General features: G+C 70.2%; 10 protein-coding genes. 8 read left to right on the forward strand and 2 right to left on the reverse strand.

Going from position 1 to position 12,607, the window contains the following annotated elements:
- Positions 1-33 precede the first annotated feature (33 nt).
- The 8 genes from ACN268_RS10435 (at position 34) to ACN268_RS10470 (ending at position 9,798) form a co-directional block, all read left to right on the forward strand.
- Positions 34-486 carry a SitI3 family protein gene (locus ACN268_RS10435; protein WP_421482976.1) on the forward strand — a complete coding sequence of 151 codons (453 nt, stop codon included), beginning with the start codon at positions 34-36 and terminating at the stop codon, positions 484-486.
- A gap of 403 nt (positions 487-889) precedes the next feature.
- The gene (locus ACN268_RS10440; RefSeq protein ID WP_357762219.1) at positions 890-1,177 is read left to right on the forward strand and encodes a pilin; all 288 of its coding nucleotides are present in this window, start codon (positions 890-892) and stop codon (positions 1,175-1,177) included.
- An 11-nt stretch (positions 1,178-1,188) separates the two neighbouring features.
- On the forward strand, positions 1,189-2,097 hold the full coding sequence (locus ACN268_RS10445; RefSeq protein WP_357762222.1) for a conjugal transfer protein TrbL family protein: 909 nt from the start codon (positions 1,189-1,191) through the stop codon (positions 2,095-2,097).
- 47 nt (positions 2,098-2,144) lie between these two features.
- A complete protein-coding gene (locus tag ACN268_RS10450; RefSeq protein ID WP_421482978.1) occupies positions 2,145-3,038 on the forward strand; it encodes a PrgI family protein in 894 nt (297 codons plus the stop codon).
- Positions 3,035-4,786: a VirB4 family type IV secretion system protein gene (locus ACN268_RS10455; RefSeq protein WP_421482980.1), complete on the forward strand. Its 1,752-nt coding sequence runs from the start codon at positions 3,035-3,037 to the stop codon at positions 4,784-4,786. Before ACN268_RS10450 ends, ACN268_RS10455 begins: the two co-directional genes overlap by 4 nt.
- A complete protein-coding gene (locus ACN268_RS10460; RefSeq protein ID WP_421482982.1) occupies positions 4,783-7,236 on the forward strand; it encodes a type IV secretory system conjugative DNA transfer family protein in 2,454 nt (817 codons plus the stop codon). The genes ACN268_RS10455 and ACN268_RS10460 overlap by 4 nt, the downstream gene beginning before the upstream one ends.
- A 213-nt stretch (positions 7,237-7,449) precedes the next feature.
- Positions 7,450-8,304: a replication-relaxation family protein gene (locus ACN268_RS10465; RefSeq protein WP_421482984.1), complete on the forward strand. Its 855-nt coding sequence runs from the start codon at positions 7,450-7,452 to the stop codon at positions 8,302-8,304.
- A gap of 120 nt (positions 8,305-8,424) precedes the next feature.
- Entirely contained in the window at positions 8,425-9,798 is a 1,374-nt protein-coding gene (locus ACN268_RS10470; RefSeq protein WP_421482985.1) for an ArnT family glycosyltransferase, read from the forward strand.
- Positions 9,799-9,889: 91 nt separating this feature from the next.
- Here ACN268_RS10470 and ACN268_RS10475 read toward each other — a convergent pair whose 3' ends face one another.
- Entirely contained in the window at positions 9,890-12,148 is a 2,259-nt protein-coding gene (locus tag ACN268_RS10475; protein ID WP_421482986.1) for an NACHT domain-containing protein, read from the reverse strand.
- Entirely contained in the window at positions 12,145-12,459 is a 315-nt protein-coding gene (locus ACN268_RS10480) for a hypothetical protein (RefSeq protein WP_363790349.1), read from the reverse strand. The genes ACN268_RS10475 and ACN268_RS10480 overlap by 4 nt, the downstream gene beginning before the upstream one ends.
- Positions 12,460-12,607: the final 148 nt, after the last annotated feature.

Raw genomic sequence — 12,607 nt, forward strand, 5'->3', positions numbered from 1 at the left:
AGATCATCTGGCGAGGCGGAGAGAAGGGCAGCGATGGGCGTGGAGTTCCGGCTGGTCCTGGCCGGTGATTCTGCCGTCGGCGAGGTCACCGCCGTCACCGCCGCGACCCGCGACGAGACGCCGAAGCCGACGTCGAACCCGCGCCTGTTCACTGCCCGCCTGTACGACCAACGCGGCTACGCCGTCACCGTGCGCCCCGGCACGCACGGCTACTACGAAGCCGAGACCGACGACGAGGCCCGCTGGGAATGGGAACCCGCCACCTACGTCAACGTCACCTTCTCGATGCGCGCCGACGACCTGGCCGACAAGGCAATCCCGAACATGCTGACGGCGGTGGCCCGGGTACTGGCCGCTCGGGCCGAGGACGCCGCTCTGATCCAGGACGGCAACTACCTGCTGCTGACCCGCACCGACGGAGTCGTCCGCCTGCACCGCAGCACCTGGTGGGACCACTACCAGCTCAGCCACCTTCTCACCGCCTGAACCGGGCTTCCCGGCCACTGCCGCCCCCTGCGCACCGGTCTTCATCCGCGTGCGGCCGCCGGTGAGTCGGGAGATCACCGCAGGGGCGTCGAGGACCCGCCGGTCTGTGCGGTGCGCGGGCCCGGGGAACCCCTGTTGATCGGTTCGGTCAGGGCGTGACAGGCCTGCGGTGGGTTCGATCGGCCTGACAGCCGAGATCTGGGTGGTGCATGTCATCCACGGCATGCCCGCCCGGTGGGGACCACCTCTGGGACGAGGCACTCGGTTCGGCACGGCTGGCGCGGCGTACTGACACCGCTATCCCTTTCACCGCTGGTAAGGGAGGAGCGCCCCCACCGGACCACCGGCCTCGTCTCTCGGTCCCCACCTGGCGGCCCCCGCAGACCCGTTCTGGAGCGCCGCCATGCACCTCACGTTCTCCGTGCTGTCCGACCTCGCTGCGTCGCCGCCGTTGGCGGTGAACAGCATCAACCAGGTCATCGCGAACATCACCGGTTGGATCATGGGCATCATCGCGATGGTCGCGACGATGTTCCTGGTCATCGGTGGCCTGCGCTACATGTCCGCCGGTGGTGATCCGGCGCAGATCGAACAGGCCAAAGGAAACTTCAAGTCCGCTCTGGTCGGCTATGCCCTGGCGGTGTTGTCGCCGGTGATCCTGCAGGTGCTGCAAGGCATCCTCGGCGGCTGAGGCCACCGGTCATGGCCACGTGGCTGATGGACGACATGGTCGGTTGGCTCGCCGGGAAGGTCGTCGACCTTCTCGGCGCTCTGCTGACGTTTTTGACGTCGTCGTTGTTCGTCTCACCGGACGTCACCGTCCTGCCGCAGGTCCAGTCGATCGCCGCCCGCAGCGCACTGGTCGTCAACGCCTGCTTCGTCCTGGCGATCATCGCCGCGGGCGTCACCGTGATGGTCGGCGACGCGGTGGAGACCCGCTACCAGGTGAAGCAGCTGCTGCCCCGGCTGGTGGTCGGGTTCGTTCTGTCGGCGTTCGCGGTCCCGGCGACGGGAGCCCTCATCGATGTCGCGAATGCGCTGACGGTGTCGATGGTCGGGGTGTCCGCACCGACCACCGAGGCGGTGACGTTCGTACAGGCGCGGCTCACGTCGGCGATGACCGACCAGAGTGCCGCCCTGCTGACGGTGGTGATCGGGCTGCTGATCGTCGGGTTGCTGTTCACCCTCGTGGTCAGCTGGCTGGTGCGGATCGGGGTGCTGGTCATCCTGGTCGGGATCGCCCCGGTGGCGTTGGCCTGCTACGCCACCCCCTGGACGCAGGGTGCCGCGCAGTTGTGGTGGCGCAGTCTCCTGGGTTGTCTGGCCACGCCCACCCTGCAGGCGGTCGCGTTCTCCACCGGCATCCACCTGTTGACCGATCCGGAGTCGAACCTGCCGATGCTGCTCGGCCTGCCCGGTTCCGACGCCCTCAACCTGCTGCTGGTGATCGTCGTGCTCTGGACCACGGTGAAGATCCCCAGCCTGATGGGGCGTTTCGTCACCCGGCCCGGTCGCAGCCCGAACATCGCCGGGCTCGTCCTGCGCACCGTCACCCTCCAGGGGATGACGCGTGGCCTGGGTCGCCTCGCCCCGGTCCGCCGCCCGAGATGACCCACCGCCCCGCCCGCCCTGTCGGGCCGTTTGCCTGGGAGAGGCACATGAACAACTCTGATGAGGGCAGCCCGCAGGCTGTGGTTCCGGCGAACATCAGCGAACCCGACCGGATCGCGTTCGGGTTGACGTTCCGGCAGCTCGGTATCATCGGCGGCACCGGCCTGGCCGGATTCGCCGCCTACCGCACCTACGGTCCGCTGCTGCCGCCGGTGGTGTGGATCGTCGCCGGGATCGTCGGGTTCGCCGCCGCGACCGTGGTGGCGTTGGGCCGCCGCGACGGCCTACCCCTGGACGTGTGGCTACGCCACGGCGTCATGCTGCGCCGCAGCCCGCGCATCCTGACCCCGGGGGCGGCACGAGCCAGCGCGGTCGCCGTGGTGGCCGGCACACCGCCGGTGCCGGCACCGCTGCGGTCCCCGGTCACCGCGGTCAGCCCGAGCGGTGTCCTCACCTGCCAGGGCAGCGACAAGGTGCTGATCGCCTGCGGCACCACGAACATCCACCTACGCACCGGCAGTGAGCAGAGCGCACTGCTCGACGGGTTCGGTCGGTTCCTCAACGGCCTGACCGGGCCCGCGCAGCTCGTGGTCGCCGCACAACGCCACGACCTGACCGGCTACGCACAGGCGACCGTCGACCATGCGTCCCGGCTACCGCATCCGTCGTTGCAGGCGGCCGCCGCCGACTACGCCGACTTCCTGGTCGACCTGGACAACACCCGGGATCCGCTGCGCCGGCAGGTCCTCGCCGTCGTCACCGGCGCACACACCGCCGACACGGCCGTGCGCGCGTTGTCCGGTCTCGGTGTCGAAGCCACCGCCCTGGACGGGCCCGCCGTCACTGCCGCGCTCGCCGGCGCGGTGGACCCGTTCGCTGCCCCACCACCGGGCCCCCGCGCGGTACCCGGCATCCCGATCACCCTACGGAGCACCCCATGAAACGACCCACGATCACGACGAGGAACACCGCAGGTGGGGACCCGATGCCCTCCCCCGCCGCCGTGTCGGTCACCCCGGGATACGTGCAGATCGGCGAGGGTTACGCCGCCACCTACGTGCTCTGCGGCTACCCCGCCGAGGTCGGTCCGGCGTGGTTGGATCCGCTGCTGTCGTACCCCGGGCGGGTCGACGTCGCGGTGCACCTGGACCCGGTGGCGCCGCAGCTGGCCGCGCCGATGCTCAAGCGGCAACGCGCCCGCCTGGAGTCGTCGCGTCGTCTCGACGCCGACCGGGGACGTCTCGACGACCCGATGGTCGAGGCGGCAGCCGCCGACGCGGCCGGTCTCGCCGACCGGGTCGCCCGCGGCGCAGCGAAGCTGTTCGACGTCGGTATCTACGTCACCGTCCACGCCCGTACCCTCGACGAACTCGCCACCGTCACCGCCGGGGTGAAGTCCGCCGCCGCGGGGGTGCTGCTGGATCTGCAACCGGCCACGTTCCGCCATCAGCAGGGCTGGATCGCCACCCTGCCCGTCGGGGTGGACCCGCTGCGGATGCGCCGCATCCTGGACACCACCGCCCTCGCCGCCGCGTTCCCCCTCGCCTCAGCCGACCTCGCCGCCCCGGCCCCCGGCGTGATCACCCCACCCGACGGGGTGCTGTACGGGGTGAACACCACCAGCAACGGGGTGCTGATCTGGAACCGGTGGGCGCAGGACAACCACAACTCCGTCGTCCTGGCCCGCTCCGGAGCCGGCAAGAGCTACTTCGTCAAACTCGACGTCCTGCGCAACCTGTACCAGGGCACAACCGTCAGCGTCATCGACCCCGAAGACGAGTACACGGCCCTGGCCGACCACGTCGGCGGCACCGTCGTCGCCCTGGGCCGGCCCGGCGTCCGCCTCAACCCCCTCGACCTGCCCGACGACACCCGCCCCGACACCCTGACCCGCCGCGGCCTCTACCTGCACACCGTCATCGCCGTCCTCCTCGGCACGCCACCACCACCGGCCGAACGCGCCGCCCTCGACCGGGCCATCACCGCCACCTACCACCGCGCCGGCATCACCAGCGACCCTGCCACCTGGACCCGACCCGCGCCGCTGCTCCGCGACCTGGCCGACACGCTGACCGCCGACAGCGACCCGGCCGCCCGGCAGCTCGCCACCCGGCTGGCCCCGTGGACGGTGGGGAACTTCGCCAGCCTGTTCGACGGGCCGACCACCACCACACCGGGCGGGCACCTCGTCGTGTGGTCGCTGCGGCACCTGCCCGACGAACTGCGCACCGTGGGCACCCTGCTGGCGTTGGATGCGATCTGGTCGGGCATCGACACCCCGACACCCGACACCCACCGCCGGCGGCACCTCGTCGTGGTCGACGAGGCATGGCTGCTGATGCGCGACGGCGAGGGCAGCCGGTTCCTGTTCCGGATGGCCAAAGCCGCCCGCAAACGCTCCGCCGGGCTCGCCGTCATCACCCAGGACGCCGCCGACGTGCTGTCCACCGACCTCGGACTCGCCGTGGTGTCCAACGCCGCCACCCAGGTACTGATGCGCCAGTCCACCCAGTCGATCGACGCGGTCAGCGAGGCGTTCGGTCTGACCGCCGGACAGTCGCGGCTGCTGCTGTCCGCGTCGCGGGGTGAGGGCCTGCTCGTTGCCGGCGGCAGCCGCATCCCGTTCCGCAGCGTCGCATCGGCCGCCGAGCACACCTTCGCCGTCACCGGTATCGGGGAGGCCGCATGACGACCAGATCGTGGCCGACGGACCTTGCACAGTGGGTCCTTGCCCGGCCGTGGCTCGGTGTCGTCGCCGCCACCGCAATCGTCGTTGCGGTGCTCAGCTATGACCAGGTGCTCGCCTGGCGGCATCGCCGGTTGACCGCCGGGGCACGCTGGTTGACCATCGCCGCACCCCCGGAGGTCACCGCGCAGGCCGCTGCCGTGTTCTGGACCCTGATGGTCGGTGCGCTGACCCCACCGGCGTGGCGGCGACGGGTGTTCGGCTACCCGCACGTCGGCTGGGAGTACACGTGGACCGGCCGGTCTCTGACCATCCGGGTGTGGGTGCCGGCAACGGTGCCGTTGGGGGCGGTCGAGGCCGCCGTCCGCGCGGCGTGGCCCGCCGCCACCCTGACCGTCAGCGATACGGCCGCGCCGATTCCCACTGACATCGGCGTGGAGGTGGGTGGGGCGTACTGGCCGCAGCGTGGCGACGGGGTGCCGCTGCGGACCGTGCACGACACGGATCCGCTGCGGGCGCTGCTCGCCGCCGGCGCCGAGGTGCGACACCGGGAACACGCCTGCGTGCAGATCCTCGCCCGCCCGGCGTCGACGCGCCGGGTCCGCGCCGCCCGCCGCGCGGCGGCGACCGCCGCCACCCACCCCCACGGTCGACCGGACCCGGCCGCCCGGGCGGTGTCGCAGGTGGCCGGGATGGCTGTCGCCCCGCTGCTGTGGTTCCTCGACGTGTTCACCCCCGGGCCGTCCCGACCGGGCAACCCGGCGTCGGGGATGCGGGTGGCGGAGCGGGACCCGGTGGCCACAGCCGACGCCCGGACAGTCGTGGAGAAGGCGGTGCGGGTGCCGCACGTCGAGATCGCCGTACGGTTCGCTGTCGCCGCCGACGACAGCCCCACCGACAGCGACCGCGTGGCGCAGCTGCGGGCGCGTCTGATCGGCCTCGGGCACACGATCGCTACGGCCGCTGCCGCGTACACCGGCCCGAACCGGCTACGGCGGATGAAGATGCCGCAGCCGGTCGCGACACTCGCCGGCCGCCGGTTACGCCGCGGGTTCCTGGCGACCGTCCCGGAACTCGCGGTCCTCGCCGCGCTGCCGCAGGACCTCGCGGTGCCGGGCCTGGACCGGGCACGCGCCAGAGCGGTGCCGGCGCCGGTGCAGGTGCCCTCCGGTGGACGGGGGGTGAAGGTGCTGGGCCGCTCCCAGCTCGGCGGTCACAGCGTCGGGTTGGCGGTGGCCGACGCCCGGCAGCACGTGCACGTGGTCGGTAAGACCGGCGTCGGTAAGTCCACGCTGCTGCTGAACATGATCCTCGCCGACATCAGGGCCGGCCGGGGAACGGTCGTGGTCGACCCGCGTGGGGACCTGGTCACCGACGTCCTCGACCGGCTCCCCGCCTCCCACGCCGACCGGATCGTCATCATCGACCCGGACCAGGAGAATCCGGGCTGCTTCAACCCCCTCGACGACCAGGGTGATCCGCATCTGGCGGTGGACAACCTGGTCGGGATCTTCGCGAAGATCTTCGCCGGGCAGTGGGGGCCACGCATGGACGACACGATGCGGGTGGCGTGCCTGACGCTGATGCGGCATGCGAAACCCACGCTGAGTCTCGTGCCGTCGCTGTTGCAGGACCGCCAGTTCCGGGGCCGGTTCACCCACGGCCTGGACGACCCGGACGGCCTCGGCGGGTTCTGGCTGTGGTACGACGGCATCAACGACCAGTTCCGCGGTCAGGTCATCGCCCCCGTCCTCGCCCGGCTGCGGGCGTTCCTGCTGCGGGACTTCGTCAAGAGCGTCATCGGCAACGCCCACTCCTCGTTCGACATGGGTCGGGTCCTCAACGGCGGTGTGCTGCTGTGCCGCCTACCCAAGGGTGTTCTCGGTGAGGAAACCAGCCGTATCCTCGGATCGCTGATCGTGGCCCGGGTGTGGCAGGCCGCCATCGCCCGCGCCAGCATCGCCGAGGACCGCCGCCGCGACGCCGTCCTCTACATCGACGAATGCCAGAACTTTCTGACGTTGCCCGGCAGCATCGGCGACATGCTCGCCGAAGCACGTGGTTTCCGCCTCGGCCTGGTGCTGGCACACCAGGATCTCGCCCAGCTACCCCGGGATGTGGCGGCGGCGGTGTCGGCCAACGCCCGGTCGAAGCTGTTCTTCACCGTCGACCCGGCCGACGCCCGGGAGTTGTCCCGCCACACGAAACCCGAACTCGACGAGCACGACCTCGCCCACCTCGACGTGTACACCGCCGCCGCCCGGCTGCTCGTCGGCAACCGGGAGCTACCCGCGTTCACCTTCACCACCCACCCGCCGACGCCGGTGGTCGGTGCGGCGACCGCGATCCGGCAAGCCTGCGCCACCGCCCACACCCGCGCCGACGGCGAGCCGCCGATGCAGCAGCTCGCCCGCACCGCGATGAAGCGACGGATGACCTCCCGCGACCGCTGACTCGTCTGAGGGGTCCGGCGCGTTCGGGGCCTCGACCGGGTACGGCATCGGGGGCTCGTTTGGGGGTGTCCACGACACGAGCCCTCAACCGAGCCCCCACCACCGGACCTGTCAGGTGCCCGACCTGCGCACACCGTGGCGTCGGCCGACACGACAGGACGATCAACTCATCCAGACTCCCTACGGGATTCTCTCTCCACGGGGTGACCCTTCATGCCCACACCACGTTCTCCCAGCCTGCTGTCCCTCTACCCGCACATCACCGCCCGCGATCGGACCCTGATGCACCTCCTCGACGACCATCAGGTCCTCACCACCGACCAGATCCACCGCCTGTTCTTCCGAGCCCGCCGCACCTGCCAGATCCGCCTCGGTGAACTCGCCGACCTCGGCCTGCTGGACCGGTTCCGGTTCGCCCGTGCCGGCGGCGGCAGCCAACCCTGGCACTGGACTCTCGGCCACCAGGGATACCGCTTCCAGGCCGCCGCCCACCGACGCCCGGAGCCCACCCTGCGGGCAACCCGCCAGGCCGTGCACCGGCTGTCGGCGAATCCGCACCTGACCCACCTGCTCGCCGTCAACGAGTTCTTCGTCCGGCTCACCACCCACACTTACCACCATCCGGGGACCCACCTGGACCGGTGGTGGTCCGAGGCACTGACCACCCGCCAGTTCCGCACCATCACCGCCGACGGGCACGGCCTGTGGCGCGTCGGCGACACCACCGTCGGGTTCTTCCTGGAAGCCGACACCGGCACCGAACCCCTCACCCGGGTCATCGCCAAACTCGACCGGTACGCGCAGCTGACCCGCCGCGGCGGCCCCCGCTACCCGGTGCTGTTCTGGCTCGGCAGCCAACGCCGCGAGGAGCATCTGCACCGGGCTCTGCGCGACCGGCACGACGACGTTCCGGTCGCCACCGCCACCCACGCCGGCGACCCCGCCGAAGCGGTGTGGCTGACCGCCGGCACCACCGTCCGGGTCCCCCTCGCCGAGCTACCCAGCAGCCACGGCCAGCCCGTGGCGGACAACCCGAACTTCGACGACGACGGAACCTTCGTCCGCTGACAGCGCTGCTCGCGGCGTCGCAACCGCTCGCTGACTGCCTGTTGGGCCCCTCCGCCGGCGACATCCATCGACCGCGCATCTCCAACCGGTTACGCGGCTGCTGTCGTTAGAGTCCTGCCCGTGAATGTCTCCGCTGCGGCGCGTAGCTCGCTGGCCGCCACCGGTGTCGCTGTCGTGGCGACCTTCTTGGTGCGGGCAAGCCACCTGCGGATGGTGCAACTCGACTACGACGACGGGGTGTACTGGCAGACGGCGCTGGCGGTGGCCGACGGACACCAGCCCTACGCGGAGGTGTTCTTCGCACAGCCACCGCTCTACGCATGGCTGTCCGCCCTACCGTTCGCACTCAACGGCGGGGAACTGGCGGCACGGATCCTCACGATCGGCTGGGCGGTACTACTCGCCGCCGGAGCCGGCATCCTGGGCCGTGGGCTCGCCGGCCGGTACGCCGGGATGGCTGCGGCGCTTCTGGTGGCATTGCTGCCGCCGGTGCAGCGATACGGCTTCCAGTTCGGTGCTGATCTGCCCACCGCTGCCCTGGTCACCTGGTCGGTGGTGTGCGCAGGCCGGGGACGGCTGCGCTGGTGGCTTGCCTCGGGGACGCTACTGGGTGTGGCCCTGGCCATGAAGCTCATCGCGGTGGTCGTGCTGCCTGCCCTGCTCGTCGTGACGCTGATGAGCCGACGACGGCTGGCCGCCCTCGCACCGATGTCAGTCGCGGCGGTGGCCGTGTGCGTGCTGACGCTGATCGTGACCAGGCCGCCAGCGGTGGCGTGGGACCAGGTTGTCGCCCTGCACCTCAGCGCGGCGGACGCTCCAGCACAGCCGGTCCCCGCTGGGGCGACCACCATGCTCGCCGTATGGATCGTGCCGTTCGGTCTGCTGTCCGCAGCCGGGGCGTTCCTCTGCCTGCGTCGCCTGTCCCGGGCGCAGCGTCCCCTGGTGCTCGCGCTGCTGGTGTGGGGTGTCAGCGGAGTGGTCTTCGCGGGTCTGCACCGGCCGATCTTCGAGCACCACCTGTTGCTGTTCGTCGCTCCGGGAGCGGCGATCATCGCCGCCGGCTTCTTCACGCTGCTACGCCCAAGGATGCACCTGGTGACGACAGCGGCACTCGTGCTGACCTGTGTCGTGCAGGTGCTGACGATGCCGGTCAGTCCGCGCCTGGAAGCCAGCGCCATGCTGCGCTGCCTGCGCACCCTGCCCGTCGGGTCAGTCCTGGTCACCGACGATCAGGAGATCGCCGCCCGTGCCGGCCTGCGTACACCGCCGTGGCTGGCCGACACCTCACGGGTACGGATCAGCAGTGGCTACCTCACCACCAGCGACATCATCACGGGGGCGCAGGGTGCCGTGGGTGTCCTGTTCGCCCCGTCGGACCGGGCCAAGTTCGTTGATCCCGCCATCGCCGAGTGGGCACGGCAGGAATACCCCGCCACCTACAGGGCCGACGGCTACCTCTTGGCAACCGTCACTCCCCTGGGCTGCCGCCAGTGACGGGCACCTCACTTCGGTGCCGTCGGTCTGGATCCGCCGCTCTCGACAGTGCCGCTGGTGCCGTACCACGCGCCGAGAGCGTGGCGCATGCTCAGCGGGCGGCGGTGATGTGCGCCTGCCCGTCCTGGTCGAGGCTGTCGTGGGCGAACCACTCACGCAACTGGCGGTGGCGGAACTGATAGCCGATCCCGGAGATCCGCATCAGCCCTGCCAGGTATGCCCAGTCGAGGAATGCGCCGAGCCGCCACGGCAGGTCACCGCGAAGCTTCATGATCGTCATGGCGATGACGTAGCGCAGCCACGCCTGCAGGCTGAGGACGAAGGCGCCGGCGAAGCCCAGGATCGCTCCCATGGCAGCACCGGCCCACAGCGGATAGCTGAGGAAGATCGGGAAGACCGTGCCGCAGAGCACGGCGCAGAGCAGCGCGAGGATGAGGTCGTTCTGCCAGGCGGTTCGCAGGTCGCTGCCGCCGGAGAGCCCTCGGTCCAGCCGGACCTTGTCCATGACCAGGCCGAAGAGGATCGCAACCACGACCCCCACGACGGCACCGACGATCCAGCCGCCGACCAGCCAGGCCAGAAGGCCCAGCGCCGCGCCGATCGCCAGGCTGATCTCCGCGGCTGCGGCGAGGCGCTGGGGGACGGTCATCTGCCGCATCGCGCGGCTGCGGTACTGCGCAGTTTTCGTTTTCGACCGTCGGGGCGTGGGGGTGATGGCGAGCCACCCGGCCCAGACGATCAGCACGATGCCGGCGCCAGCCAGCCAGACCAGGGCGACCGTCTGCTGCTCGGAGAGCCGCACCGAGCCGCTCCAGAGAGCACGCAGTGCCGACCCGCCGTGCCCTGCACCGCCGACGATCGCAAGCAGGCACGGGATAAGGAACCCCAGCGCGCACGCCAGGTGGATCACCAGGTGAACGAGACGCACCAGGTGCTGTCCGGCGATGGCCCACATCGTGTGTAGGGCCAGTGTGGAGTTCGAGTAGCGGGCCAGTACCCGCAACCAGCGCCGCAGTACCTGCTCGTTCGGCACCGTGAAACTCGATCCGGAGCCGCCGCGCTGTCCCGGCCGGATGATCCTCTGCTCTTTCCGACGGCGGTTCAGCATCGCCGACGGGAAGGCATCCAGCAGCATCGCCTCGAACCGTCCCGCCGTCTCACCGAGAAGCGTGGTGGGATCCAGCACGTCGGCGTCTGCCGCGGCCGTCAGCGCGAGGGTGAGCCGCCACGGCGTGCGCAGCAGATGGTACGCCGCCCCGTCTGCTCCGGTCCTCAGCGACGTGAGTACCGGAAGCCACCGCTGCTGCTCCACGCGGTCGCCGTCGAGACGCTCACTGACGAACTCGGTGATCTGATCAACGCTCAACGCACCGACCCGCACGACAACGGCCTCCATGACCGGAGGGTCGAGGGACTCGTAGACCGCGTCCCGGCACGTCAACACCACCCCGGCGGTGTCCTGATGCGATCTGCGGAAATCGTTGATGCGGTCGACAGCCCACTGCGGGTCCCGTGGGCTGTCCGGCGCGGGCTCCATCTCGTCGAGACCGTCCAGCACCGGCAGGATCAGACCGGAGAGAGCAAGTTCCTCGGCGTCCTCGCGGGGAACCTGGTACTGCGCCTGGAGTTGATGGGCGAGAAACCCGGAGAGGTCACCATCCGACCAGTTCGCCAGATTGAACCGGATAGGGACTGAGTTGGGTTCGGCTGGCCACTCGTCGTTGGACAGCCCAGCATCGAGGAGCTGGATAATCAGCTCCGTCGCCAGCACCGTCTTGCCCGCGCCCGGCTCACCGAGAATGACCAGACGCTTCGCCGAGAGCGCCCGATAGTAGTTCGCCACCTCACGCAGCGACCCGGACGGAAGATCACTACAGGCGGGTCGACCAGTCAGTACGTTGCCGGCCTCGATCGGGGTGAAGGTCAGGTCCGCCGGGAGTTCGGAAGGCCCCTTGTGCAGCAGCACCGAACGACCATCGAGTTCCTTGGTACGCACGACCAGCGCCAACTGCCGGGCACACTCGCGCAGTCGGGCGGGATCAGCGGCACCTGACCTCTCATCCATGTACGCCGCCTTCGATGGTCCCGAGCGGAACCCGGTCACCAGGAAGAGAGCAGCCATGCCTCCGCTGACCACCATGATGCTGTACAGCAGGGTCGACCGCGCATAGAGCGGGGCGGTCAGGAACCCGGCGAGGCACAGCACGCCGAGCCCCCAGGCGCCCACCTGACTGTAGTGGCGGAAGATATTGATCTGCTTGGCGCCGGGAGCGGCGATCGGTGCGATGCCGCCATAGACGTTGATGGTCTGGTGGTGCGTCTCCGGCGGCGGGAGGGACTGCGTGGTCACGTGCCCGGCGGTGGGGTGTTGAAGGTGTTGGTCTGAGTCCCACCAGGACCCACGATCGGTGCGATGCCGCCGTGGACATTGATGGTCTGGACGCCGGTCGACGGCGGTGGTCCGCCGTCGCCTGCCGGCGGCGACGTCGGGCTCGGCGTCGGATTCGCTGATCGTCGTGCCGTCACCAAGCCGAGAACGCCGAGTACGACAGTCCCGATGAAGGCCGCGACACTGGACCACTTGTCGGCCTTGTCCAAGCCCTCGCTGATCAGGAACACGGCCCAGAGCGCAGATGCCGCACCGGCCACGAAGAACGCCACAGAGGCCCGACCCAGGCGCATACCGTCATCATGCCCGACATCGAGGCGACGAGACGGCCCTCGCGTGGGGTGCCACTGAGTACAAAACCTGACAGAGGCCCGACACCATCTGGCAGCACAGCTCAGCCGCATGATCACGATTCCTGAC

Origin of the sequence: Micromonospora sp. WMMD735, from assembly GCF_049178995.1 — a bacterium.
In the GTDB taxonomy this organism is placed as follows: domain Bacteria; phylum Actinomycetota; class Actinomycetes; order Mycobacteriales; family Micromonosporaceae; genus Micromonospora; species Micromonospora wenchangensis.

What these genes read in the sequence shown, in the direction of transcription:
- ACN268_RS10435 (WP_421482976.1), top strand. Translation starts at nt 34, where the DNA reads ATGGGCGTGGAGTTCCGGCTGGTCCTGGCCGGTGATTCTGCCGTCGGC.
- ACN268_RS10440 (WP_357762219.1), top strand. Translation starts at nt 890, where the DNA reads ATGCACCTCACGTTCTCCGTGCTGTCCGACCTCGCTGCGTCGCCGCCG.
- ACN268_RS10445 (WP_357762222.1), top strand. Translation starts at nt 1,189, where the DNA reads ATGGCCACGTGGCTGATGGACGACATGGTCGGTTGGCTCGCCGGGAAG.
- ACN268_RS10450 (WP_421482978.1), top strand. Translation starts at nt 2,145, where the DNA reads ATGAACAACTCTGATGAGGGCAGCCCGCAGGCTGTGGTTCCGGCGAAC.
- ACN268_RS10455 (WP_421482980.1), top strand. Translation starts at nt 3,035, where the DNA reads ATGAAACGACCCACGATCACGACGAGGAACACCGCAGGTGGGGACCCG.
- ACN268_RS10460 (WP_421482982.1), top strand. Translation starts at nt 4,783, where the DNA reads ATGACGACCAGATCGTGGCCGACGGACCTTGCACAGTGGGTCCTTGCC.
- ACN268_RS10465 (WP_421482984.1), top strand. Translation starts at nt 7,450, where the DNA reads ATGCCCACACCACGTTCTCCCAGCCTGCTGTCCCTCTACCCGCACATC.